This window comes from Paenibacillus sp. FSL L8-0502, from assembly GCF_038593055.1.
Lineage (GTDB): Bacteria > Bacillota > Bacilli > Paenibacillales > Paenibacillaceae > Paenibacillus > Paenibacillus polymyxa_D.
The window spans coordinates 5671701-5696681 of the sequence record NZ_CP151958.1; the positions used below are offsets into that span (position 1 = coordinate 5671701).

Annotated in this window: 22 protein-coding genes; 12 read left to right on the forward strand and 10 right to left on the reverse strand. The window is 45.0% G+C overall.

The window, feature by feature from the left end; genetic code table 11:
- Window positions 1–22: 22 nt before the first annotated feature.
- Both NSQ57_RS24880 and NSQ57_RS24885 read right to left on the reverse strand, forming a co-directional pair.
- Window positions 23–361 (reverse strand): zinc ribbon domain-containing protein YjdM, encoded by a 339-nt coding sequence (locus NSQ57_RS24880; RefSeq protein WP_342425457.1) that lies wholly within the window; start codon window positions 359–361, stop codon window positions 23–25.
- Window positions 362–623: 262 nt separating this feature from the next.
- On the reverse strand, window positions 624–1490 hold the full coding sequence (locus tag NSQ57_RS24885) for an SDR family oxidoreductase (protein ID WP_318627768.1): 867 nt from the start codon (window positions 1488–1490) through the stop codon (window positions 624–626).
- 140 nt (window positions 1491–1630) lie between these two features.
- Between NSQ57_RS24885 and NSQ57_RS24890 the strand changes: the two genes are divergently transcribed.
- Window positions 1631–2521: a YegS/Rv2252/BmrU family lipid kinase gene (locus tag NSQ57_RS24890; RefSeq protein WP_340933730.1), complete on the forward strand. Its 891-nt coding sequence runs from the start codon at window positions 1631–1633 to the stop codon at window positions 2519–2521.
- 18 nt (window positions 2522–2539) lie between these two features.
- Here the strand turns inward: NSQ57_RS24890 and NSQ57_RS24895 are convergent, their stop codons facing one another.
- On the reverse strand, window positions 2540–3082 hold the full coding sequence (locus NSQ57_RS24895; RefSeq protein ID WP_039271982.1) for a hypothetical protein: 543 nt from the start codon (window positions 3080–3082) through the stop codon (window positions 2540–2542).
- A 95-nt stretch (window positions 3083–3177) separates the two neighbouring features.
- On the opposite strand from NSQ57_RS24895, the gene NSQ57_RS24900 reads away from it, so the two are divergent.
- Complete coding sequence (locus NSQ57_RS24900; RefSeq protein ID WP_165145549.1) at window positions 3178–4092, forward strand: phosphatidate cytidylyltransferase; 915 nt, start codon at window positions 3178–3180, stop codon at window positions 4090–4092.
- Between the two features lie 116 nt (window positions 4093–4208).
- Window positions 4209–4556, forward strand: a complete 348-nt coding sequence (locus NSQ57_RS24905; RefSeq protein ID WP_318627769.1) for a DUF3243 domain-containing protein — start codon at window positions 4209–4211, stop codon at window positions 4554–4556.
- Between the two features lie 75 nt (window positions 4557–4631).
- On the opposite strand, the gene NSQ57_RS24910 is transcribed toward NSQ57_RS24905, so the two are convergent.
- The gene (locus NSQ57_RS24910; protein WP_342425458.1) at window positions 4632–6005 is read right to left on the reverse strand and encodes a PLP-dependent aminotransferase family protein; all 1374 of its coding nucleotides are present in this window, start codon (window positions 6003–6005) and stop codon (window positions 4632–4634) included.
- Between the two features lie 107 nt (window positions 6006–6112).
- Here NSQ57_RS24910 and NSQ57_RS24915 point away from each other — a divergent pair, with 107 nt between their 5' ends.
- Window positions 6113–7012: a DMT family transporter gene (locus NSQ57_RS24915; protein WP_342425459.1), complete on the forward strand. Its 900-nt coding sequence runs from the start codon at window positions 6113–6115 to the stop codon at window positions 7010–7012.
- 86 nt (window positions 7013–7098) lie between these two features.
- On the opposite strand, the gene NSQ57_RS24920 is transcribed toward NSQ57_RS24915, so the two are convergent.
- A complete protein-coding gene (locus NSQ57_RS24920; protein ID WP_340886907.1) occupies window positions 7099–9108 on the reverse strand; it encodes a PTS fructose transporter subunit IIABC in 2010 nt (669 codons plus the stop codon).
- Between the two features lie 169 nt (window positions 9109–9277).
- Window positions 9278–11230 carry a BglG family transcription antiterminator gene (locus tag NSQ57_RS24925; protein ID WP_029518868.1) on the reverse strand — a complete coding sequence of 651 codons (1953 nt, stop codon included), beginning with the start codon at window positions 11228–11230 and terminating at the stop codon, window positions 9278–9280.
- A 150-nt stretch (window positions 11231–11380) separates the two neighbouring features.
- Between NSQ57_RS24925 and NSQ57_RS24930 the strand changes: the two genes are divergently transcribed.
- Together NSQ57_RS24930 and NSQ57_RS24935 are read left to right on the forward strand one after the other, a co-directional pair.
- Window positions 11381–12109, forward strand: coding sequence for an SDR family oxidoreductase (locus NSQ57_RS24930; RefSeq protein WP_342425460.1), 729 nt, complete (start codon window positions 11381–11383; stop codon window positions 12107–12109).
- A complete protein-coding gene (locus tag NSQ57_RS24935; protein ID WP_342425461.1) occupies window positions 12103–12573 on the forward strand; it encodes a MerR family transcriptional regulator in 471 nt (156 codons plus the stop codon). Before NSQ57_RS24930 ends, NSQ57_RS24935 begins: the two co-directional genes overlap by 7 nt.
- Before the next feature lie 99 nt (window positions 12574–12672).
- On the opposite strand, the gene NSQ57_RS24940 is transcribed toward NSQ57_RS24935, so the two are convergent.
- Window positions 12673–13230, reverse strand: coding sequence for a GNAT family protein (locus tag NSQ57_RS24940; protein WP_039272193.1), 558 nt, complete (start codon window positions 13228–13230; stop codon window positions 12673–12675).
- A 211-nt stretch (window positions 13231–13441) separates the two neighbouring features.
- On the opposite strand from NSQ57_RS24940, the gene NSQ57_RS24945 reads away from it, so the two are divergent.
- The gene (locus NSQ57_RS24945) at window positions 13442–14572 is read left to right on the forward strand and encodes an RDD family protein (RefSeq protein ID WP_342425462.1); all 1131 of its coding nucleotides are present in this window, start codon (window positions 13442–13444) and stop codon (window positions 14570–14572) included.
- Between the two features lie 223 nt (window positions 14573–14795).
- Window positions 14796–15836 carry a sugar diacid recognition domain-containing protein gene (locus NSQ57_RS24950; protein ID WP_209950091.1) on the forward strand — a complete coding sequence of 347 codons (1041 nt, stop codon included), beginning with the start codon at window positions 14796–14798 and terminating at the stop codon, window positions 15834–15836.
- A gap of 127 nt (window positions 15837–15963) precedes the next feature.
- Here the strand turns inward: NSQ57_RS24950 and NSQ57_RS24955 are convergent, their stop codons facing one another.
- Entirely contained in the window at window positions 15964–17109 is a 1146-nt protein-coding gene (locus NSQ57_RS24955) for a glycerate kinase (protein WP_209950092.1), read from the reverse strand.
- 21 nt (window positions 17110–17130) lie between these two features.
- Entirely contained in the window at window positions 17131–18426 is a 1296-nt protein-coding gene (locus NSQ57_RS24960; protein ID WP_318627775.1) for an SLC13 family permease, read from the reverse strand.
- Window positions 18427–18638: 212 nt separating this feature from the next.
- Here NSQ57_RS24960 and NSQ57_RS24965 point away from each other — a divergent pair, with 212 nt between their 5' ends.
- The 4 genes from NSQ57_RS24965 to gnd all read left to right on the forward strand — a co-directional run bounded on the left by NSQ57_RS24965 (window position 18639) and on the right by gnd (window position 23785).
- The gene (locus NSQ57_RS24965) at window positions 18639–19370 is read left to right on the forward strand and encodes a GntR family transcriptional regulator (RefSeq protein ID WP_342425463.1); all 732 of its coding nucleotides are present in this window, start codon (window positions 18639–18641) and stop codon (window positions 19368–19370) included.
- Window positions 19363–20901, forward strand: a complete 1539-nt coding sequence (gene gntK, locus NSQ57_RS24970) for a gluconokinase (protein WP_342425464.1) — start codon at window positions 19363–19365, stop codon at window positions 20899–20901. Before NSQ57_RS24965 ends, gntK begins: the two co-directional genes overlap by 8 nt.
- Window positions 20902–20928: 27 nt before the next feature.
- Window positions 20929–22275 (forward strand): GntP family permease, encoded by a 1347-nt coding sequence (locus NSQ57_RS24975; protein ID WP_342425465.1) that lies wholly within the window; start codon window positions 20929–20931, stop codon window positions 22273–22275.
- Window positions 22276–22381: 106 nt separating this feature from the next.
- Window positions 22382–23785 (forward strand): decarboxylating NADP(+)-dependent phosphogluconate dehydrogenase, encoded by a 1404-nt coding sequence (gene gnd / locus NSQ57_RS24980; protein ID WP_342425466.1) that lies wholly within the window; start codon window positions 22382–22384, stop codon window positions 23783–23785.
- 196 nt (window positions 23786–23981) lie between these two features.
- Here the strand turns inward: gnd and NSQ57_RS24985 are convergent, their stop codons facing one another.
- A complete protein-coding gene (locus tag NSQ57_RS24985) occupies window positions 23982–24938 on the reverse strand; it encodes an endo-1,4-beta-xylanase (protein WP_318627778.1) in 957 nt (318 codons plus the stop codon).
- Between the last annotated feature and the right edge of the window lie 43 nt (window positions 24939–24981).

Consider the following 24981-nt stretch of genomic DNA (forward strand, 5'->3'; position numbering starts at 1 on the left):
TAGGCTTCTCCTTTCTTACATTTTAATTCTTTTTTACAAACTCCGATTTTAGCTTCATTGCTCCAAAACCATCAATTTTGCAGTCAATATTGTGATCGCCATCCACCAGACGGATGTTTTTTACTTTGGTGCCGATTTTTAAGACGGATGAGCTTCCCTTCACTTTAAGGTCTTTAATGACCGTTACAGAGTCACCATCCTGCAGGATGTTACCATTCGCATCTTTGACGACCTTTACGTCTTCACTGCTTGCTTCTGACTCGGTAGACCACTCATGAGCGCATTCCGGGCAAATGAAGAGACTGCGATCCTCATAAGTGTACTCTGAATTACATTCAGGACAATTTGGTAAACTAGACATGGTATTATGTACTCCATTCATTTTCAAATTCTACTGCTGTGCTAAGCTTCCCTGGATAGACCAAGCTTGCTCCAAGTCTTCCTTGGAGTTCCCTACAAGTATATTGGATAATCCGTCACGATTCCACTCATGGATGAAACTAATCTGAGTATTGTTGCACCTCATATGTAAGCGTTCTGTCTGCTGAAAATGTCCATAGGTGAACATATAACTAAAAACGGATGTTGCCTAGGTAGGCAGCATCCGTTTTACGGCACGTTTATTATGCTTGGATTTGCTTGATCAGTTCACTAATTCCTTGGCTAAGCGGTGTAAGGGAGCGTTTCAACAGCTTTTCAAAATCGCTGCTTACGACATCCAAGGCTCCTTCACGAATCGCTTGTTGAATACCAACCACAATAGGGATTGCTCCTTCTGGGACTCCCGCACCGAGCATAACCTCGGCATACGTAGCATCATCCACCTGCTGGACAGGAACGTTTTTGCCCAGAACCTCAGCAAGTACCGCTGCAAACTCTTCTTGGGTAATCGGCTTACCGGAGAGCTCGTATATTGTATTCTCATGTCCTTCACCAGACAAAACAGTTGCAGCTGCTTGCGCATAATCTGCGCGGGTAGCCCAACCTACTTTACCGGACCCTGCCGAGGTTAGCCAAGGAGCACCCGCGAGTACGGATCGGATCGTGCCTGCCTCATTCTCCAGATACCAATTATTACGCAAGAAGGAATAAGGAATACCTGACCCGCGAATGAACTCCTCCGTGATGCGATGTACGGGCGCAAGAAATAGAGTGCTGTCAGCGGCATTGGCAGCGCTAGTATAAGCGATGAAGCCTACTCCAGCACGCACAGCAGCATCAACAGCCGCTTTATGCTGACGAATTCTAGTATCATTATCCCCGTCTGCGGATATAATCAGCAGTCGATCTACTCCGGCAAACGCTTGGTCCAGCGTCTCCGGTTTATCAAAATCACCGTGACGAACGTCAACGCCACGAGACCGTAAGTTCTCTGCTTTTTCTGGATTTCTTACGCTAACAATAAGATCGTTTGCGGAGACAGATGTAAGCAACGTATCTACCACGATGGAACCCAGTTGCCCTGTTGCTCCTGTTAATGCGATTTTCATATGAAATCCTCCATTCAGATTTTATTTACTTTTATATAGTAACTAAAAAATATAACACATGTCTAATCTAGAGTCTAAAGGTCTGCTTTGCGGGTAAGAGTGGGTAACCCAAACTTTCCCCTAGAGAAAGGAACATGTATATGAAGAAAGCTATGATCATTGTAAATCCCTCTTCCGGCAAAGAGGAATCCCTCCAACATGTCAGAAACGTAGAAGAAACTCTACGTGATCAAGGATACGTTGTTACGGTTAAAGAGACAGAGAAGGAACTGGACGCCACCCGTTTTTGCGTTAATGCGTGTGAGGAAGCTTGTGACCTAGTCGTTTCCATCGGTGGAGATGGCACACTTCACGAAACCATCAACGGTTTCATGGATCAAGACCACCGTCCAAGACTGGGGATTATCCCCCTTGGGACAGTCAATGATTTTGCCCGTGCCTTGCAAATTCCGCTAAGTCCCGAGCTGGCGATCCGTACACTGACTTCTGCCCGCGTGAAAAACGTAGATATGGGCCTCTTAAACGGCCGAATGTTTGCCAATGTTGTTGCTACAGGTTCGCTTGCTGAATCGCTATCAGCTGTATCGTCAGACGATAAATCCATGTTTGGCACATTTGCCTACTTCAAAGAAGGCATGAAAGAGCTTATCAGCCATCCAGCCCACTCACTTATCGTCCGCTATGATGACAAGACCTGGGAAGGAAAGTCCCCACTCTTTTTGGCCACGTTAACCAATTCAGTTGGCGGATTCGAGAAACTGGCACCCGATGCGACTGTTGACGATGGTCTGCTTCACTGCTTTATTTTTAAAAACCTCAATATATTGAACACCGTGACGGCCAGCATATCCTTATTTTTAGGCAACCTGAAGGATCATAGTGATATCGTTTACTTTACTGCAAAGCATGTAAGTGTCAGCTCCGCAGAACCGATAAGTACGAATGTAGATGGTGAGGAAGGGCCGTCTTTGCCTATCGAGCTTGGTATTTTACCGCGTCATATCGAGGTAATTGTGCCGGAAGACGTTTAAGTCATGCGGTGCTGGTCCTCAAGCTTGAGGATCATACTCGCTTAATTTCCCCTCGTAGATCAAATGGAATCGATCACTTTGCCGAAAATCGTCTGGCGTAACAAGAGCGGGCAGTTTGTTCCATATTTTTATGCCGGATCGCTGTAAAATTTCCGCGACGAATTGCGAACAAAAATAAGAATTGCTGAACTCGACTGGTTCTTTGAGTGCAATACCAATCAAACCCAGTAAGTTATACATATATTTTTGACGACTTCGGATAAATACATGTAAAACTCGCTTCATTTTTTCAACTTCACGGTCGGTTACTTGAAGCTGGTAGATAACACATGTTGTATTCGGAAATCTGCTGTATGTACCTGTCTTAATATCCTCTTTCACGAAACCACCATCCAGAGGGTTATTAGGGGTCTTTCTGCCGAAGCTGTATAACTCCGAAAGTTCCCGGTTGAAGGAAATGGAGGCGTGATTGTATGGCGCTCTCGTATAGCTTTTAATGACTCTCGTAAGAAACGTTCCCGTATTCGTAAGCAAGATAAAGACGGATTGATCTGCTACCATTTACGAAATTTCCCCTTATCAAGTTGGAATTATTCCTTCATAATAACATAGGAACCCTAATGGAACCCTATTTCGCGATAAGTTGGTGAGTGGTAATGGACAGTTCGATATTAACGTTAATCCTTATTTTTACAGCCTTATTGGTCATCCATCTGATTTACATAGTAGTAGTCAAAACACAACCAGACAAAGACTATGCAGGGATTGGGCTTCGCATCAAGACATGGTGGGGTATGTTCTTTATCTTTTGCTTGGCAACTCTTTTCAATCCGATTGTTTCACTGCTTTCCCTGATGGCACTCACCTTTTTTGCGCTAAAAGAATACTTTTCCATGATTAGATCCAGAAAAGCTGATCGCAGATTGTTTCTATGGGCGTACTTGGCGATTCCCGTACAATTTTATTGGATTTATATCGGGTGGTACGGAATGTTTATTGTTTTTATTCCTATCTATGTATTCTTACTGCTACCGCTCCCACGATTGATCAACAAAGGAACGGTTGGTTTTCTGCGCAGTGTCAGCTCGACCCAGTGGGGACTCATGCTGATGGTTTTCGGGTTGAGTCATCTGGCCTATTTTCAGTTTGCTACGCCACAATACGGAGCGAAACTTGTACTTTTTCTAGTGGTACTGACGCAGCTCAATGATGTCGTACACTATCTAGCATCACTCTATTTCGGAAAACGGAAAATCGTCCCGACATCCAATCCCAATATAACTTGGGAAGGCTTTGCATTCGCTTTTCCCGTAACTATAGCGGCTTCCTATTTCATCTATCCTTACCTGACGCCGTTTGACCTGAAATTTGGAATTATTTTCGGCATGCTGATCAGCTTGAGCGGTTTCTTTGGCAGTTTAACGGTTTCCGTGCTGAAGCGGGATTTATTAATCGGCGATGATGATAAGTTCGATGCTTTGAAAAAAAGCTATTTAAGCCGGGTGGATAGTTTGACCTACACCTCACCCGTCTTTTTCCACGTAATTCGTTATTTTTTTGACTTTATGTAGCGATTACCTCCGCAATACTCCGCTTCTCATCGGTTTCATTTTGGTTAGCCGGGGTAAGTACTACCGTACCGTAAGCAGTCCTTATCCTAGAAAACGATCTTGAGGAGGCGTTAGAAATGGCAGAGCACAATCATGTTGTGAATAAGGAAGGCGAAGTGGCCTTGAACAAGGTAGATGACGTATTAAATCGGATAGACGACAACAAAAAGGATGACATTCTGGGCAGCTTTGATTCATTCAAAAGTTATTTGAGCGACAAGATTGAAATGGCTCAAAATATTGGTTTGAATGAAGAATTGATCGCAAAAGCAGCTGAGAAGATAGCTGGATATCTGGCAGCCAAAGAAGAACCTCGAAACAGCGAGGAGAAGCTCCTCCAGGAGCTGTGGAAAGCGGGGGACAAGGAGCAGCAGCATGCGCTTGCCCATATGCTAGTACGCGTGGCTCAAACCTCGTATGAATAGTGATGATGGAACACAATATCTTGCTATGAAAAGGGCAGCCTATCCTCACCTAAGGATAGGCTGCTTTCGCGTTTACTACCGTTGCAGTGCGTTCCTGATTCTGCGAACCCCTTCACGAATTTCATTTTCCTTTAGATGCCCATAGCCCATGAGCAGCCGGTTCCCTTCAAGCTGTGCCGCAAATACATTTTGACTATGGAGACATTTCGGCAAATCCTCTCGGAACGGGAACTGAAACTCTGCTACCAAATGTAAACCCGCCGATCGGCCACACACCCGATATTGCCCTGTAAAATGCTGCTCAAGGCTATCAAGCAGGACTTGACGACGCTTGGCATACACTTTCTTCATCTTATGTACATGTTTATGAAGGAGTCGCTTCCTGATATACCGACTCAACACAATTTGCTCCAGGCTCGCCGTCTGGTAATCCGCCAGTTGCTTTAAACGGATAAAATCAGCGACTCGTGACGAGGGAAGAACAATATAGCCGATCCGCAGCGCGGGGAATAATATTTTGCTAAACGTCCCGACATATAGCACCCGTTCTGGGTCCAGACTCTGCAAGGAGTGGACGGGCGCCCCGTCATACCGGAACTCACTGTCATAATCATCTTCGAGCAGAAGACATCCTGTCCGGGCTGCATACTGAATTAGCTCGATCCGCCTTTGGATCGGCAAGATACCCCCCAGCGGGAACTGGTGCGAGGGTGTCAGATATGCCAGTTTGGGGTGTTTCTTTTGCGGCAGATCGGCTGTTATAACTCCCGAATCATCAACAGTCATACTCCGCAGTGTGGCTCCTGTGGCCGCCAGAATGCTTTTTAAATCTTCATTTGTCGGTTCCTCTACCAGGGCTTCATCTCCAGCTGACAGTAACAGACGGGTGACAAGCTGAATCGCTTGTACTGCTCCGCTAGTGATTACAATATGTTCCGGGCTGACTTTCACTCCTCTGGTGTGAATCAAATAGTCGGCTAGCTCCCTGCGTAACTCAGGCTCTCCAGCAGGATCGCCATAACCTAGTGCCAGATCAGGAGCCTCTTTGCATACGCTCTGAAGCAAGTCAGCCCATGATTTGCGCGGAAATAATTCCAATGCAGGAAGGCCTGTCCGGAAGGAAATTACCGACATCTCATTTGAATATGCAGATTCCACTGCAGACGCAGACGCCTCGATAGGCGGTGCGGATACATAACCTGGAAGGACGGCCCCTTCGGCTACATAAGTTCCTGAACCTGAGCGCGCAATGGCTAAGCCTTCGGCTAGCAGCATTTCATAAGCTTCGAGGATAACATTCCGGGAAACGTTCAACTGTAAGGCCAGCACCCGGGTCGAAGGAAGTTTATACCCTGCATTCAGTTCTCCAGCTAAAATACGGTCCCGTATTGCTTGATATACCTGACGCAGCATCGGAACTGTCACATTCTTATCGATAGATAACCACATAGCTACCCCCCAAGCGGTACTGTCGAAAACCTCTTCAACTGGATCTACAAGTGCCCAGTTTCTATTGCTACAGTATATATCAATATCTGTACAAGAGGTGAGATAAAATGAACAAACCAACCTTTTCGACTTACATGGAATTAGTGATCGCCACCTCCATTGTCGGCAGTTCTGTGGTAGTCGGCAAACTGGTCGTGATGCAGCTGCCTGTTTTTTTATCGCAATCTGCCAGTCTGGCTGTTGCCCTTCTGTTCTTGGTACCCATTGTATTCATCAAGAAGTATTCATTAAGGATCAGCAAACGGGATGCCTTAATCCTGTTCATTCAAGCACTGGTCGGCATGTTTCTCTTCCGTGTCCTAATGCTGTACGGGCTGGCCTACGCCTCTGCTTCTGAAAGCGGAATTTTAACTAGCTTAACCCCAGCTATTGTTGCACTTCTTTCGTATGTGCTGCTGAGAGAAAAGATTACGCTCCGCCCCGGACTAGGGATTGCCTGTTCACTGCTCGGTGTTTTGGCACTACAAGTACCTCACATATCGGCGCTCTGGTTCAATGCTCCTAACGCAACCTCGTTCATTGGCCTGCTGCTTGTTCTGTCTGCTGTGTTCGGAGAAGCGGCACTGACAGTGTTACGCAAGATGCTATCCAGCCATGTCTCTTCCCTGCTTGGAACCATGTATATAACACTCTTTTCATTCCTCATGTTCCTGGCTTGTTCCTTTGTGGAGGCCCAACAGTTCAACTTTAACCACGTTGGTGTAGGGGAGATTGGGCTAGTCTTATATTATGGTATCTTTGTCACCGCATTAGGCTACGTATTATGGTTTAGGGGTGTATCAAGAGTACCGGCTAGTACAGCAGCTGTATACACGGGTTGTATTCCCGTCAGCACACTGCTGCTGTCCTATATCATCCTCCGTGAATCCTTCTCATTTGCTCATCTGGCTGGTGCAGGCTTTGTATTTCTCGGCATCATACTTATATCACGCGGTGAACGCCGCTGACTCACGCAAAGACCTTCTCAAAAAAAGGCTCCCGGCTGAAACTTCGGGAGCCTCTTTTCTTTATTTTAGGTTCTTATCGCATTGAATTAATGCACCTGATCCAGCAATTGATATGCTTCTTCCTTCGTAGTAACTGCCAGAAGCGCCTCTCTGAAATGATCGTCCATCAGCTTACGCGATAACATTTGCAGCACTTTCAGATGCGCATTTTCCTTGCTGTTGCGCGGTACGGCAATCATAAAGATCAGTTTTGCTTCACTTCCGTCTGCACTATTCCAGTCAACACCGCCTTGCTTGATGCCAAAGACCACGCTTGGCTTCAGGACAGCTTCCGATTTGCCATGAGGAATGGCAATATTCATTCCAATGCCTGTGGAGCCTTCTTCCTCTCTGGCTAATATCGCCTGTTTGAAATCACTGGCAGAGCTTACGGCTCCAGTTCTCTCAAGTGCTCCGATCATTTCATCAACCACAGCATCTCGTGTCGTTCCTTCCAGATCCAAATTAATCAGATCCATCGTTACAATATCCGTCAGTTTCTCAATGTGCATGGCTTGCGAAGACACTGCTGGCCCGTTATTTGTGACAGTTGTTGATGCAGATGACTCCGCCGCAGCAGTCGTTGTAGTAATCGCAGATTGCCCAGCTCCTGCGGTAGAATGTCCAGGCATCGCTTCCCCAGCAGCATCCGGAGTTACAGTTGCTGCAATATCTTTTTTCAGCAAGCTCACCAGGACAACCGATACGGCTACGCCGACAATAACGGCAATGAAGAACATAAGCACATGGTCCACTGCACCAAGTACAGCTACAATCGGTCCACCGTGAGCTACCTTATCACCTACATTTCCCAACATGGCGATGACAGAACCGACCATGGACCCTACCATAATACTGGGAATAACACGCAGTGGATCTTGCGCCGCGAATGGAATCGCACCTTCGGTAATCCCGAACAACCCCATCGTGAATGTTGCCTTCCCGGCCTCGCGTTCCGCAGGTGCAAATTTACGTTTGTTGATCATCGCTGCAAGTCCCATCCCAATCGGCGGAATACAAATCGCAACGGCGATTGGCCCCATAATTTCATAATTCCCTTCGCCGATCATGGCCGAACCGAATAAGAAAGCAACTTTGTTCACAGGGCCGCCCATATCAAAGGAGATCATCGCACCTAGAATCAATGCCAGTAGAATTGAGCTTGTACCTTGCATACCTGCAAGCCAACCCGTTAAAGCTTCAAACAATTGTGCGACTGGAGCACCAATCACAAAGACAAAGATTAATCCAACAATTAAAGATGCCAATACAGGGATAATAATAATAGGCATGATCGGCTGTAACGCTCGCCCAACCTTCATTTTCCGAATACCCAGTGCAACATAACCCGCCAGAAAACCAGCGATAATCCCGCCGATAAATCCGGCCCCCGCCTCACTTCCATAAAAACTGCCGTTCGCAGCAATGAATCCGCCAACCATACCCGGTGCAAGCCCCGGTCTATCCGCAATACTCATTGCGATAAATCCGGCGAGGATCGGTATCATAAAGGTAAACGAAGCTGAGCCGATATCCTGAACCGTCTTCCAAAATGAACCGTCCGGTATAACCAGACCGCCTGGTGTCTTCTCACCGCCAATCGTCAACGCAATGGCAATGAGCAATCCCCCAATGACGATGAAGGGTACCATATAGGACACACCGTTCATCAAGTGTCGGTAGATGGGATTTTGTTTCGGTTTGTTCTCCTGTGAGCTACCTTCGGCAGTACGTGACTCTGCTTGGTGCACAGGTACATTCCCCTTCATCACCCGCTGGATCAATTCTTCTGGACGGCGAATGCCATCCTGTACGCCAACGACCAGCAGTTTCTTACCGACGAAGCGGTCTTTAACCACCGTTTTATCCGCTGCAATAATAATGCCATCTGCCTCACGGATATCCTGCTCGGTCAGTTGATTTTCGACTCCAATGGAGCCTTGCGTCTCGACCTTCATTTCGATGCCCAGCTTTGCTGCTGCCTTTTGCAGATTCTCAGCTGCCATATACGTATGTGCAATTCCGTTAGGACATGAGGTAATCGCTAATATCTTCATAGTCATTCCCCTTCTCTCTGTTGTTTCCGCTTACATTGATAGTATAAACGCCTATCTTGCTGTTATCGGACGAACTTTTTACCGGAACTTTCGGAAAAACGGAATTATACCGACAAAAAGCAGGACTTATCTATAAGTCCTGCTCCAGAGTACAGCTTTTGATTTTAGTTTATCCCTTCATTCTCCCTAATAATCTCATCGCATCGGTCTCCTTAGATAAGGCATGAACCAAAGCAGGTTGCTCACTGATCAGGGACAATTCCTTGAATAACTGGCGCATCTCTTCCCGCCCATCCTGTTTAACCGCAAGCAAGAACACAAGCTCTACTTTCTCGGTCCCCCAGGTAAGCGGCTGCTTCAAGGTAGCGATTACAATAGAGGACTGCCTTATCCACTCAGAACCGCCATGCGGGATGGCTATGCCTCCCCCAATCGTCGTAGCCGACATTTTTTCTCGCGCCAGTACGCTGTCCACATAACCGGGCTCCACATATCCTTTGTCCTCCAGTATTTGCGCCAGCTTGGAGATCAATTGTTCCGGATGCTGCACTTCCTGCTGGGGAAAGACCAAAAAAGGTGTTGTATATTTAAAAAATACCGATTCTTCTGCTGCCCTATGTTCCGGCTCATCCAGTCGTCGGATCACTTGCTCCAGTCGACGTTCGTCCTTGGCATCCAGCAAGGGAGAGACGAGAATGTGCGGAATGTTCATCTCTGGGAGATCTACAGTGGTAATGACGAGATCCACCTCCTGGGCTGCCAGATAGTCCTGGACTTCTGCTTTGGAAAGGGTGGTCTCCACATGTACAGCCGGAAATTTACGTTCCACCTTGGTGCGCAGCAGTTGGGACATACCGATGCCCATGTGACACACGATAATGGCTCTCTGGGGATGACTCTCTTTCCGGTGCAATCGCTCCACAGAAGCCTGAAAATGCAGCGTTAAATACGCCGCTTCCTCCTCGGGGAATGATAGCCGGACCCATCTCCCCACCTCTTCCAGCGTAATAATAACTCGGTCGAACATGTAGGGGTACATCTTCTTGATCTCGGCCAGCATAGGATTGGACACGGTCAACCCATATTGAAGACGGTTCAGGGTCGTATATAAATGGACATTCAATCCTTTCAGCAACATCTTGTCCTTGGAAAAGGCAATCATATTCAGCTCGGACATCCGCCGGACTAACTGCTCAATCAACTCAGGCAAAAGCGGGTGGCTATCTGCCAGCTCACCTTGTTTTCCTGTTCTTTCCTCCTGCTGGTAACGGAACTTCCCGCTAAGCAGGTGCAGAGTTAAATACGCTGTCTCTTCCTTGGAAAAAGGCACGGCAAACAACTTTTGCAACTGCTGCAAAAAAGACATAGCCCATGTAAATTCGCGTCTCTCCTGCAAAAAGGCAATGTCCTGCTTGGAGAGGGAAATGGGTTGTCCCATCTTGGTTCGTTTGACCATTAAGAGGATATGCAGCATTAGAGCTTCGAAAGCTTCGTCAGTAAAGCTGAGCTCATTGCGTTTTTGCAATGCTTTTAATTCATGATTTATGGTTGTAATCTCGTGCGATTCAAACTGTTTGCGCATCAACTGTCCTGTTAACTCAGGACTGTCAATCAGCTGGTTCATCCGCGCCAAAGCGATGCGCTTATTTTTCTCAGAGCCTAGGATGGTCAAGCCTACGCGCTGCTTGGTAATTAAGGCCAGATCAAAGCTGTGTAGCCAGCCATCAATCTTCTCCATATCTCTACGAATTACCGTCTTGTTCACATAATACTGTGAAGCTAGATCCTGGATGGTCACAGGCTTGGCATTCATCAAGAGCCGATAGGCGAGATGCAGTACCCTTTCCTCATCCGACTCATGTTGGGCCGTACTCTCGTCCGCATACAGTCGATGGAACAATTCATTCTGATCCGCTTCACCCATCTCCAGATAAATGCCGCGTCCCGGCCTTCTCACCAGATTGGCATCAGAATGCTTGACGATATAATCTTCAATTACTTTCAGATCGTTGCGGATCGTCTTTTCAGAGCAGTCGGTCAGATCCGCCAGATCCTGCGCTAACCACAACCTGTCCGGTTCAGTTAACAACATGCGTAAAATTTCCATTTGCCTTTTATTCATTCCATTCTCCCATCTTCCAAGTTAAAGAATGTCCACGGCATTTCGAGCTATATTTTTGCTGGTTTTGTGTTGACTTTAAGTATACTCCAAGTAGTACATTTAAAGCATGGTGGCCGCCAAATTCAAGAATAATGAAAAGAGGAATCACTCATGACCATTGGAAAAACAGTTCTTATTACTGGGGCCAACAAAGGCATCGGGTATGAAACAGCCAGACAATTGGGGGGTATGGGTTATACAATCCTGATTGGCTCACGGAATGAGCAGAGCGGCCGGGAAGCGGTGGCTAAGTTGGCTAATGAGGGAGTAAAAGCCCGATTGATTTTGTTAGACGTGACGAATCACAGTACGATTGATTCCGCAGTCCAACAGATCAAACAAGAATTCGGTTCCCTTGATGTACTCATCAACAATGCCGGTATATCTTTGGGAGGAGCCACTCCTCCAAGTCAGTTTTCTTTGGACGATTTAAGAGAAACGTATGAAACAAACTTTTTCGGTTTGGTCGCCGTGACGCAAGCCATGCTGCCTTTATTGCAAGAATCTCCATGCGGTAGAATCGTTAACTTGTCGAGTGGCCTCGGTTCATTAACCTATAATAGCGATCCTGAACATGAGCATGCCCAATTTAATTTGCTTGCCTACAATAGCAGCAAAGCAGCGGTTAATATGTTCACCGTCACCCTTGCCAAGGAACTCAAAGACTCACCTCTCAAAGTTAATTCGGCTGATCCTGGCTTTACCGCCACTGACTTAAATGGCTTTACAGGACCGGGTTCTGTACAACAAGCTGCTGCTGTCATTGTTCGTTTAGCCACTTTAAATAATGACGGGCCGTCAGGAGGGTTTTTTGACGCGTTTGGAGAAGTTCCTTGGTAATCGTTACAATTAAGGAGTGGGATACTTTGCAGGAAATTCCGGAGACCATAACCTCTATTAGTCAAGCTGCAGAACTAACAGGTTTAACAGAGGATACCATACGCTACTATGAGCGAATTGGCTTGCTGCCCTATGCAGAACGAAAGGCTAACGGACACAGGTTCTACAGTAGAGATCAGGTTCTGGGGATTATCTTTCTAACCCGATTAAAAGCCACTGGAATGACCATAGAGGAAATGAAGCATTATCGAGAACTTTCGATGCAAGGCAACAGCACCATTCCGATTAGACACTCCTTACTTGAAAAACATAATCAGAAGATTCAACAAGAAATCTCCAGACTGATGGAGACCCAAAAAATTATTGAATATAAGCTCAGCCATTATCGCGACCTCTCTACCAATCCTGATCTTAGCGACACGAATTGTAACCCTACAACCCCCAGCACCAATCCCCTTTTTTAAGGGGTTTTTTATTGCTTTATCCAAAAAGAAGGTCGATCATGTTGTACAATGATCAACCTTCTTCCTACCCATGCTCCCCCGCTTGATTCACCTCATCTATCATTTCTGAGAACGATTGATATACTCTGATTTGACCAATGCGCACATGTAAAGATCATCATATTTCCCGGACGTAAATTCATATTGGGAGAGGAGCCCTTCCTGCCGAAAGCCTGCTTTTTCGAGCAAACGCAAGGATTGTGCATTCTCTGGCTCTACTAGCGCCTGAATGCGGTTCAATGAGAGGGTATTAAACCCATAGTCGATTACAGCTGCAAGTACCTCCAACATTAACCCTTGGCCCCAATAGTCTCTGGACAATTCATAGCCCATTTCTGCCCGGTGATGACGTTGGTCCCAGTTATGAAACCCGCAAGAACCGATGATTTTACCTTCATTCGTTTGAAGAGCCCAGCGTATTCCCTGATCTGTCTCAAAAATCCGATCATACCAACTGATCTCATCCAGTACATCCTGTTCAGACTCAAACGGGCTCAGTCCATAAAACTTCATAACCTGCTCATCTGAAAAGTATTCCAACATGTCCTTGCTGTCCGTCGCTACCATTTTTCGTAATACGAGACGTTCGGTCGTTATAACCGGAAACTCACCTTTCACATTCTCACCTCTTGCTGCCTTGTTCGCTTTTGCCAGCTCTTCTTGCATACCCATACCTCCCGAGTCTATCGTTACTTTCTTCTTCCAATTATAGAGTAAATGAGAGGAAGGGATATTTATAATAATTTCTTTGTTTATAGAATGTTTTCCTAAACATGGATTGTAAAATGACCGTTAATATAAGGAGTGTGTTTTTAATTATTAAGAAGAGGTGTATTTTTTGGACGAACAGCACGTACCACACAACCCGCAGGAATCTTCAAGACAGATGTACATTCGGCATGGTCAAAATTATGGGGTAGATCCAAACAGGATGGCGGCGTTATCAAAAACATACGGGAACTCTACTCTGTTTAGACGGTGGGGAGCAACAGTTTTTGATTGCATATTTTTTTATCTTGGGTATATTTGTTTCTTTATTTCTGTCATTCAAATAACGGATAGATGGTTTTGGCCTTTAGCGATTGCATCCCGTTGTATTCTGCTTATTGCTTTCTTCAGCTATTATTTGCTTTTGGAAGGTTACACAGGCTATACGCTGGGTAAGTTCGTCTTTCGTATTAAGGTGGTTAACGGGGAAGGTAGGCCTCCTGGTTTTCTTAAATCACTCATTCGTACGCTGCTCAGGCTAATCGATACCAATCCGTTGCTAATGGGTGGGATACCTGCTGTTATCAGCGTGTTAGTAACTGCATCTAGACAACGAATTGGTGATTTAGCTGCAGGTACATATGTTGTAAAGGTACGGGATTTAGAGCCGATTAGCAAAAAGACAATGAAACGTTCGCTGTTTATATTTTTTACCGCCATGGTGATCTTGGGAGCCTCGTTTGTAAATGCTATTTTTATACTGGCAAATAGTTACGTGCCTCCTGAAGCTCCAGTGAGCAAGAAAGAGCAAAGCTATGTGAGTAAAGATGGACGATTTCAAATCACAGCCCCACTGGACTGGTCAACAGATCCGGACCGTGAAGGAAAAGCAGAGATTGCGATATTTAATCCGTACATTCAAAAGTCCGTTGTGGTACTATCCCACTCGAAAAAGCAATTGGGCAATATAACTCTCCAACAGTATGGTAAGAAAGCTGAAAATAACTTAACCAAAGAGTGGAACCTGTCCAGTGTAGGACCTGTCTCTAATACAACTATTCATGGATATCCTGCCCTTGAGTTCGCGATTAAAGGTAAAAAAGATGTGGATAAATATATCACCCATGTAGCGATTATTGAGACCGAAAAGGATTACTACCAGGTGCTAGGATATGCCCCAGCGTCTAAAGACGGCCGTTTAAAGAAAGAACTACACGACATTATCTATAGCTTCCGCGAGGTTCGTCATTAGTCAGCGTGGCTGGCAATAAAAAGGATAGACACAAAAAGCAGGTGCTCCTTAGAGCCCTGTTTTTTTGCGTACAACGATTCTTCACATCTATGATAAAATGGACTGACATGCTCGGCGACCTGCCTTATCATATTGTTCAGATGCACAATAAATTGGAAACCCTTTCATAAAGGTAGTACATTAAGGTACACTATATCACGATAGATAAAGGAGGAATCCGGATTTGTTTCAGCTCTCCGAAAAACAAGCCCAAGACATCGTAGACAAAATGATGAAGGATATTCCATACAATATCAATATAATGAATGAACGAGGCATCATCATTGGCAGCGGCGAGAGTGAACGAATCGGAACCATTCACCAAGGCGCTGTTCAGGCGCTCGAAACCGGGAAAATGATTGAAGTGTGGCAGGACGGCCACTATGAGAAAAGGGGAACCAACGAACCGATTGTCATTCATCATGAGTTAGTTGGCGTGATTGGTATTTCAGGCAATCCCGATGAAGTGCGTCCTTTTTGCAATATTGTTAAAACTACAGTATCTCTCCTGATTGAACAGCGCATCTCATTGGAGCATCTGGCCTATGAAGCCAATCGCAAAAAATCTGTGCTGGAAATGTTATTGAATCATCAGGGAGCCTATACGCAAAAAATAAAAAAAGAAGCAGCTCAATATCACATTGATTTGCTTCTAAAAACTTCGGCTGTATATGTAAAGTATCTGCCTGCTGATCCAGCTCATTTAGCCGAGTTGTCCAATATATTCATGCAGCATCCATCCTTTCGTATGGAGGAAGATTGTTATCTCGTCCTAATACAAAATCAGGAACCGACAGACAAACTGCTAGAGCCACTTGTGCGCAGCCATCCCGATGTGCTGATTACGGTCAGCAGACAAGAGCACAACATTGCGGATGTTTATATGCAAGCCAAGTCAGCTATGAATGTTTTACTGGCTTTGCGCCCGCCTGTGCAAAAAATTTCTTTTGCGGAAGTCGAATTTCTGGTCAAATTGAGTCAAACGAACCTGACGAACACGATCTATCTGGTGAGCAAGCTGGAGGATACCGTGGATTTGCTGGATACGCTGCGAAGCTTTATTAACCATAACGGCAGTGTCTCCTTTACGGCAGATGAATTAAACATTCACCGAAATACGCTGCAATACCGCCTGAAGCGCATCCATACCTTAACTGGTAAAGATCCCCGGAATCTCCTTCAGCTTTTTGAGCTTACGCACGGCTTATTGGCACTGTATCAATGAACAGCTGTTTCACGCCCCTGACCATACGCCAGAAATATCATGTATCCGCTCGCCGCACTCCCAATTTCTCAGTCAATCCGGCTTTAGCTAAGCTCGGGATTACAGGCGAGCGCTCGTATTATTCGGTTCACTTCTCGCTGAATTGAAGTACTCTTGCGATATTCTCGCACGTACGCTCTACGTTTTGCGGCCCTTCGGCCAGCAGCTTACCGAGCTCCGAGGCTCCCGGTACGATGCCGAACACCGCATCTATTCCTTCCTTGTACAACGTGTCGATCCCTTCCCCGATATAACCTGCAACCGCAATAACCTTTTTGCCAGACTGTTTGGCCGCCTGAGCTACTCCATAAGGAGTTTTACCGAATTTAGTCTGAAAATCAATACCGCCTTCCCCCGTCAAAACGATATCGGCCGTGGCAAGCTTTTGTTTTAAACCGGTGTATTCAATCACAATTTCAATGCCTTTTTGCAGCGCCGCTTGAGTGAAAATCAATAAGCCCGCACCCAATCCACCTGCTGCGCCTGCGCCTGGGAGATCGCGCACATCCTTGCCTAGTTGCTGCTTCACCACATCGGCATAATGGGCAAGATTGGCATCCAATTGCTGCACCATCTCCGGGGTTGCCCCTTTTTGTGGCCCGAATACTTGAGAGGCCCCATGCTCTCCGCACAGCGGATTTGTCACATCACAGGCTACAATCAGTTGTACCTGCTGCAACCGGTCATCCAGTGATGAAATATCGACACTGGCCAGCTCGCCCAGACTACCGCCACCGCGCGGAAGAGTATTGCCTGTTGCATCCAGAAATCTGGCGCCCAGTGCTTCCGCCATTCCTGTACCGCCATCATTCGTCGCGCTTCCGCCAATGCCGATGATAATTTTTCGAATTCCCTGGTTCAGACATTCACGGATTAACTCCCCTGTACCGTAGGTGGTTGTCTTTAACGGGTTCTTGTTATCCTTGTTAACCAGATGGATTCCACTGGCGGATGCCATCTCGATTGCCGCCGTGGTGTCGTCTCCCAGCAAGCCGTATGCAGCAGTTACAGGTTCTCCAAGTGGTCCTGTCACCTCAATATAACGAACCTGTCCGCCTGTCGCATCCACCAGTGACTGCACCGTTCCTTCACCGCCGTCCGCCATCGGTACGTGGACGTAATTCGCTGCTGGATAGACCTTGCGCAGTCCTTTCTCCATCGCGATACACACTTCTTTAGCCGTCATGCTTTCTTTAAAAGAATCTGGTGCCAGCACAAATGTTTTCTCTCTCATCTTCTCACCCCATTGTAAATATTAAAGTAAAAATCCATACATGAGTGTCGCTACAATTGCCATCGTCCCACCCACAATAGCTTCGTAAGGAATCAATCCCATCCGTTGTTTAATGCTCATTTTCATGCTGTCTGCCGTGACGTGAAAATAGTTGCCCTGCGGCAAGGAATCAATGACTGTAGCTCCTGTATGCACCATCACAGCTGCGGCGAGCGGGGCCGTTCCCATGTTCAGAATGGCTTCCCCAAACGAGCCTGTCGCCAAAATAACTCCCGTCGAGGTGGACGCCGTGGCGGCTGCCATCAGAATACCTGCAAGCGGTGCCAAAAATGTACCGGAAACTCCCGAAGCTTCAATCAGGCCAACCACCTGTGCAGACAAGTTGGAGGCAGAGATCAGACCGGCAATCCCGCCTGCACCGATCAAAATCAGCACAGTCGCTGTCATTTTATTTAAACCGGAGGCCGAATACTTCAGGATATTGCGCCCTTGTCCCATGGCCAGCATACCCACAATCCCGGCGATCGGCAAAATGTACATCGCATCCACCTTGAAACTCGAAAGTGCTTTAATGCCGGAGATGGAACCAATCGGGTTAATCATCAGCAAAATAACAGCTACCAGCGGGGCTACAATCGCCCGTCCCAACGCTGGATATTTCGATGTATCGACATCACTGTCCATAATATCCTGGTCGGACACCTTCACACCTTTGGTTTTCAACATAGATGCCACCAATACAGTCATGATTAAACCGCATATCGCAGGAACCACGCCCGCCAACATCACGTGGCTTAAATCCAGATTAAATCCGCGCGCCGCCGCAATCGTATTAGGATTGGGAGAGATGATGTTCCCCGCTTTTCCGCCTCCAGACAAAGCCAACAGGAGGGCCAGCTTGGAAATCCCCATTTTGTTACCGACCGACAATGCAATAGGTGCCACAATCAGCACGGCAACGGGAATAAATACACCTACCGCCGTAATAATCATCGTCGCTAAGGCTAGTGCGAGTATCGCTTTACTACCGCCAAATTTCTTTACAATAGCCTGCGCAATCGTCTCCGCCGCCCCGGATTCCATCATTACGCCTGCCAATACACCTGCGGCAAGCACACGAATGACCGTCCCCATCACACTTTGCGTACCGCTTATTAACACGCTGATCGTCTGCTCCAGATTGGCTCCGCCCAATAAAGCGCCTACAATAGCTCCCAAAAATAAAGCATAAACCGGATTCAGCTTTCTTAATATCAGAATAATTGCAATAGCCAGCCCTGCCAGAGCCCCTATCCAACTGATCGTCAATCCTTCCATCTGTCTAACCCCCCGGGCAATTTTTGATTACGCTTTCATTATATCGATTGCTGTATGTGAAAAATATTGAAGAACAGACGAAATTGATTGTGCATTTGCACAAAAAAGTCCGAACAGGCTTACAAAACAAATTTAATGAATACGCTTGCAAATTTAAAATTTAAGATTATAATACCTGTATACAAGTATACTTGATTAATTGAGAAGGTGAAATGATGGTCGAATCAGAATTCCTATATCCCTCCAAATGGCTTTTAAAAGCCTCAGCTGGTGATCGCGTAACTTCCGAGCTTAGAATGCGCATTATTTCTGGCGGGATTGAAAGCGGTACCATATTATCTGAAAATAAACTAGCTGCTGATTTCACTGTAAGTCGCTCACCCATTCGTGAAGCGTTAAAAATACTGGCATCCGAAAATATCATTCGATTAGAAAGAATGGGAGCCGTTGTTATTGGTTTATCAGAAAAAGAAATAGAAGAAATTTATGATGTCCGTCTGCTCATAGAATCCTTCGTATTTGAACGTCTTGTAAAGATGGACACTGATGATTTGGCGAAGGAACTTAGTAAAATACTCGAAATGATGAAAGTCGCCATCAAATATGGTGATGCTGATGAGTTTTCATATCAAGATGTCTTATTCCATGAAACGATTATTCGTGCAGTCAATCATTCTCAAATTCTGATGATTTGGAATAATTTAAAGCCTGTTATGGAAAGTCTCATTCTTTTGTCGATGCGTATGCGTTTCAAAGAAAAGTATGAAGATTTTACACGGATTATAAACAATCACGAACTTTATATTGAAGCAATCAAAGCAAAAGATAGAGACCTCATGATCAAGTCTTTACATGAAAACTTTGATGATGTTCAAGGTAAAGTAGAAGACCTATGGATGTCACAACAAATGCTATCTAAAGGAGTCGTGCAACCAAATGACTAACTATATGTTGGGTGTAGATATCGGGACCACAAGTACGAAAGCCGTTCTATTTAGCGAAAAGGGCGAAGTCATCCAACAAGAGAATATTGGATACCCGTTTTATACACCGGACATAGCGACAGCTGAACAAAATCCAGAAGAGATATTTCAGGCGGTCCTACAGGCCATTTCGAATCTCATGAAACATCACTCACAAAAAAAGCTATCGTTTGTTTCATTTAGCAGTGCCATGCATAGTGTCATTGCGATGGATGAACATGACCTCCCACTTACGTCTTGTATCACTTGGGCAGATAATCGAAGTGAAGCATGGGCACATAAAATAAAAGATGAGCTGAATGGCCATGAAGTCTATAAACGAACAGGAACACCCATTCACCCCATGTCACCCTTAACAAAAATAGCTTGGATTGTGAATGATCTTTCTGAAACCGCTGTCAAGGTTAAAAAGTATATCGGAATTAAAGAATATATTTTCAAAAAGTTCTTTGATCAATATGTAGTGGATTATTCCCTAGCTTCTGCCATGGGCATGATGAATCTAGAAAAATTAGATTGGGATGAAGAAGCATTAAAAATTGCGGGTATAACCCCTTCTCAATTATCTGAGCTCGTGCCAACAACCCAGATATTTACCAACTGTGATTCAGATTTAGCAAAAAAGATGGGGATCGATCCACAAACATCATTTGTTATTGGAGCTAGCGATGGAGTCCTTTCTAATCTAGGTGTAAATGCGATACGAAAAGGCGAGGTTGCCGTCACAATTGGGACAAGCGGTGCCATTCGAACCATTATAGACAAGCCTCAAACAGACGAAAAGGGAAGAATATTTTGTTATGCCTTAACAGAAAAGCACTGGGTTATTGGGGGGCCGGTGAACAATGGCGGGATGGTCCTTCGCTGGATCCGTGACGAACTTGCCTCATCAGAAGTAGAAACAGCGAAAAGACTAGGAATTGATCCATATGATGTACTAACCAAGATTGCTGAACGTGTAAGACCAGGATCTGACGGATTGTTATTCCATCCATACCTGGCTGGTGAACGTGCGCCATTATGGAATCCAGATGTACGTGGCTCATTCTTCGGTTTGACGATGTCACACAAGAAAGAACATATGATTCGCGCAGCCCTAGAAGGAGTCATTTACAATTTGTACACCGTATTTTTGGCATTAACTGAATGCATGGACGGTCCCGTGACCCGAATTCAAGCTACTGGAGGCTTCGCGAGGTCAGATGTTTGGCGGCAAATGATGTCCGATATATTCGCATCTGAAGTCGTCGTTCCAGAAAGCTACGAAAGTTCTTGTCTAGGAGCTTGTATTTTAGGCTTGTATGCCACCGGAAAAATCCAGTCCTTTGAAGTCGTCTCTGAAATGGTTGGCAGTACCAACAAACATACACCAAAAGAAGAAGCAACCAAGGAATACAGGAAATTGCTGCCGATTTTCATTAACCTATCCAGAGTATTAGAAGACGATTATACACGGATTTCCAATTATCAAAGAAGCTTAATTAAACACTAAAAAGATAAAAAGCAGGGGGTAATTACAATGCCATTAGTTATCGTAGGGATTGGAATTTTAGCATTACTCGTTTTAATCATGGGCTTCAAATTGAACACCTTTATTTCATTAATCATTGTATCGTTCGGCGTCGCTTTAGCACTTGGAATGCCTTTAGAAGAAATTGTTAAAACCATCGAAGCCGGATTAGGCGGAACCCTTGGTCACTTAGCGTTAATCTTTGGACTTGGAGCGATGTTAGGGAAGTTGATCGCTGATTCTGGTGGTGCTCAACGAATTGCCATGACCCTCGTAGACAAATTTGGTGAAAAAAATATTCAATGGGCGGTCGTAGCTGCTTCATTCATTATCGGTGTAGCGCTATTTTTTGAAGTAGGATTAGTATTATTAATTCCAATCGTATTTGCCATTTCAAAACAATTAAAGGTTTCTATCTTACATCTCGGTATTCCGATGATTGCAGCTTTATCCGTAACACACGGTTTCTTACCTCCACACCCAGGGCCGACAGTTATTGCCCGTGAATATGGCGCGAACCTTGGTGAGGTTTTACTTTACGGTTTCATTATTGCCATTCCAACCGTTATCTTAGCTGGACCTGTATTTACGAAGCTTGCCAAAAAACTCGTACCTGCATCATTTACGAAAACTGGTAATATTGCCTCTTTAGGTGAACAAAAAGTATTTAAGTCCGAGGAAACTCCTGGATTTGGAATCAGTGTATTTACTGCAATGCTTCCTGTCATTTTAATGTCTATTGCTACGATTATAACTTTGCTTCAAAAAACAATGGGATTTGAAGATAATAGTTTACTAGCAGCGATCCGTTTTATTGGTGATGCATCAACTTCCATGTTAATTTCCTTACTGGTAGCTGTCTACACCATGGGAATAGCAAGAAAAATCCCAATCAAAAATGTAATGGCATCTTGTACAACGGCTATTACTCATATTGGGATGATGCTCTTAATCATTGGGGGCGGCGGAGCCTTCAAACAAGTACTGATTAATGGCGGCGTAGGCGACTATGTAGCTGAATTATTCAATGGAACTACATTATCACCCATTTTACTTGCCTGGATCATCGCTGCAATTTTACGTATTTCCTTAGGTTCTGCAACTGTTGCAGCTTTAACAACCGCTGGTTTAGTTATACCGATGTTAGGACAATCCGACGTTAATCTTGCTTTAGTTGTGCTTGCCACGGGAGCGGGTAGTTTAATAGCTTCACATGTTAACGATGCTGGTTTCTGGATGTTTAAAGAGTATTTTGGTTTAAGCATGAAAGAAACATTTGCAACATGGACATTGCTTGAGACCATCATTTCGGTAGCCGGATTAGGATTTATTTTAGTACTAAGTTTATTCGTATAAACCACGATTCCCGGGCGGTAGATCCCTACTTATTTCTCTTAGAATCTTCTAAGTTTATAAGTGGGGATCTACGGCCTATTCATTTCACAAAAAGGAGCAGAAAAAAATGTTCAATACAATTGGTGTTATTGGTTTAGGGGTAATGGGCCGTAATATCGCTTTAAACATGGCTGGTAAAGGTGAGCAAGTCGCTGTCTATAATTATACGAGGGATTTAACGGACGATCTTGTCAAAAAAAGTGAAGGTCACTCCATCCATCCCTACTACGAAATTCAAGATTTTGTTTGCTCCTTAAAAACTCCAAGGAAAATTTTCCTTATGGTAACAGCGGGCAAACCGGTCGATTCGGTAATAGGTACATTAGTCCCCTTCCTTGAAGCAGGCGATGTGATCATGGACGGTGGTAACTCCCATTACAAAGATACGGAACGTAGATATGATGAATTGAAGTCAAAAGGAATCGGTTATTTAGGAATCGGTATTTCCGGCGGCGAAGTTGGGGCTTTACATGGACCTTCGATCATGCCTGGTGGAGATAAAGACGTATATGAAAAAGCAGCTCCTATTCTAACAAAAATAGCAGCCCAAGTGGGCGGAGATCCTTGCTGTGTTTATATGGGTCCAAAAGGATCCGGTCACTTTGTAAAAATGGTACATAACGGAATTGAATATGCAGATATGCAATTAATCGCAGAAGTCTATACATTTTTAAGAAAGAGGCTATGTTTATCTGTTAATGAAATTGCCGACATCTTTGAAACATGGAATCAAGGGGAACTGAAAAGTTATTTAATCGAAATTACCGCAGAGATTTTACGAAAAAAAGATGAAATAACAGGCTTACCTCTGATCGATGTGATTCTGGATAAAACAGGGCAAAAGGGCACAGGTAAATGGACAAGTATTCAAGCAATTGATCATGGAATCCCATCATCCATTATTACAGAGTCATTGTTTGCCCGTTACATCTCCTCTTTAAAAGAAGAACGAGTTTATGCAGAAAATATCCTGACAGGCCCAGAGATTGATCAGCGAAGTTTAGATAAAAATGTGTGGATTGAGTACATTAGACAAGCTTTTTATATGGGTAAAATTTGTGCCTACGCGCAAGGATTTATACAATATAAAATGACTTCTGAGCTTTACGGATGGAATTTACCTTTACAGGATATTGCCCTTATTTTCCGTGGTGGTTGCATCATTCGTGCCGAATTCTTAAATGTAATAAGCGAAACATATCAAGAACAGCCGAATTTGGCTAATCTATTAATCGCCCCGTATTTTGCTGAAAAGGTTAAAGAATATCAATTGGGATTGCGAAAAGTAGTCTGTGAGGGTATTAATTCTGCTATTTCGTTTCCATGTTTAAGTGCTTCACTTACTTATTTCGATAGTTACCGGACAGGCATTTCAAATGCTAACCTTTTGCAAGCACAAAGGGATTATTTTGGTGCCCATACTTATGAACGAAGTGATGCAGCAGGGTCCTTTCATACAAACTGGCAGTGATCGATAGTGGTAGTAAATCTCCAGTGCCCTAATGAAGTGGTTCCTTCCCTTCATTAGGGCACTCCTCGTTTAAGCTAAATAAAAAGAAGCCTTGGGCGTATAACATTTCAGCCAAGACTTCTTCAAATAAACATCTACCCAGCCCAGACATTTGGCAAAAGTTTGCATCTGTTGGGGTTTAAGTGCCACCCATAGCTTATCTTTGCAGATATTGTCTCAGCCATTGGAGCGCGGGACGTTCCGTGCCGTTAGAGTTCAGCAGATGTGTGTTCGGCTTCCAAGTTTGTCCCTGGATATACCCCCAGAGCGTAACTCCCTTCACCGCAGAATGCTTCCATAATACCGGAAATTTCTCCTTGTATCTGGCAAGCTGGGTGTTGTCGTCGCCAGTTATATCCAGCTCCGACACATAGATTGGCAATCCTGTTGCCGCCAGCTTGTTCAGTACAGTGTTCATCGTGTTAACTGAAACAGTGTCCATGCTAAACTGGTGGCATTGGATACCAATTCCGTCAATCAGGCCTCTGCTCTTGAGCTGATTAATAATATTGACATATTGGTCGGTTAACGAAGGATCATTGATAATTCCATATTCATTGATCAGCAGCTTAGCATTGGGGAAGGCTTGTCTGGCCTGTTGGAACGACCATATGACCCAATCCCATCCGGTCGACCCGTCACCACCAATGGCATTGCGATAGGACGGCTTCTGATGCAGCGGCTCATTCACCACATCTACAAACTCCGCATTCGGATAGCGTTGACCTGCTGCTTTAATCCACTGAGTCACTTCCGCTTTCTGATCAGCAGCCGACAGCCCCCTAACCCAACCTGGCTCCTGGGCACCCCATACCAACGTATGGAACTTGAACGGGAAGCCATTGCTACGGGCATAATTGTAGGCGGTATCGGCCTGTGACCAGTTCATGTTGTTACGGTTGCCTTCAACCGATTCCCACTTAGTCGAGTTTTCCGGCGTCACTTGATTCCAGTATGTCCCGTAACTAGGAGGGACACTGCCCGCAATGACATTCCCCAGGAATTTGCTACCGTTCGCCATACTGGCACTAGCCGGGTTTATCAGAACTGATGATAACAACACACCCGCCAACGCCAAGCCGCTTACCAACTTGCCCACTTTAAATTTCGACATACAATCTCCTCCTCATACGTATAGTTTTTTAATATTCCTACTC

Bases quoted from the DNA above. Each gene is read 5' to 3' on its own strand.
- NSQ57_RS24880 (WP_342425457.1), bottom strand. From the start codon at position 361: ATGTCTAGTTTACCAAATTGTCCTGAATGTAATTCAGAGTACACTTAT.
- NSQ57_RS24885 (WP_318627768.1), bottom strand. From the start codon at position 1,490: ATGAAAATCGCATTAACAGGAGCAACAGGGCAACTGGGTTCCATCGTG.
- NSQ57_RS24890 (WP_340933730.1), top strand. From the start codon at position 1,631: ATGAAGAAAGCTATGATCATTGTAAATCCCTCTTCCGGCAAAGAGGAA.
- NSQ57_RS24895 (WP_039271982.1), bottom strand. From the start codon at position 3,082: ATGGTAGCAGATCAATCCGTCTTTATCTTGCTTACGAATACGGGAACG.
- NSQ57_RS24900 (WP_165145549.1), top strand. From the start codon at position 3,178: ATGGACAGTTCGATATTAACGTTAATCCTTATTTTTACAGCCTTATTG.
- NSQ57_RS24905 (WP_318627769.1), top strand. From the start codon at position 4,209: ATGGCAGAGCACAATCATGTTGTGAATAAGGAAGGCGAAGTGGCCTTG.
- NSQ57_RS24910 (WP_342425458.1), bottom strand. From the start codon at position 6,005: ATGTGGTTATCTATCGATAAGAATGTGACAGTTCCGATGCTGCGTCAG.
- NSQ57_RS24915 (WP_342425459.1), top strand. From the start codon at position 6,113: ATGAACAAACCAACCTTTTCGACTTACATGGAATTAGTGATCGCCACC.
- NSQ57_RS24920 (WP_340886907.1), bottom strand. From the start codon at position 9,108: ATGAAGATATTAGCGATTACCTCATGTCCTAACGGAATTGCACATACG.
- NSQ57_RS24925 (WP_029518868.1), bottom strand. From the start codon at position 11,230: ATGAATAAAAGGCAAATGGAAATTTTACGCATGTTGTTAACTGAACCG.
- NSQ57_RS24930 (WP_342425460.1), top strand. From the start codon at position 11,381: ATGACCATTGGAAAAACAGTTCTTATTACTGGGGCCAACAAAGGCATC.
- NSQ57_RS24955 (WP_209950092.1), bottom strand. From the start codon at position 17,109: ATGAGAGAGAAAACATTTGTGCTGGCACCAGATTCTTTTAAAGAAAGC.
- NSQ57_RS24960 (WP_318627775.1), bottom strand. From the start codon at position 18,426: ATGGAAGGATTGACGATCAGTTGGATAGGGGCTCTGGCAGGGCTGGCT.
- NSQ57_RS24965 (WP_342425463.1), top strand. From the start codon at position 18,639: ATGATGGTCGAATCAGAATTCCTATATCCCTCCAAATGGCTTTTAAAA.
- gntK (WP_342425464.1), top strand. From the start codon at position 19,363: ATGACTAACTATATGTTGGGTGTAGATATCGGGACCACAAGTACGAAA.
- NSQ57_RS24975 (WP_342425465.1), top strand. From the start codon at position 20,929: ATGCCATTAGTTATCGTAGGGATTGGAATTTTAGCATTACTCGTTTTA.
- gnd (WP_342425466.1), top strand. From the start codon at position 22,382: ATGTTCAATACAATTGGTGTTATTGGTTTAGGGGTAATGGGCCGTAAT.
- NSQ57_RS24985 (WP_318627778.1), bottom strand. From the start codon at position 24,938: ATGTCGAAATTTAAAGTGGGCAAGTTGGTAAGCGGCTTGGCGTTGGCG.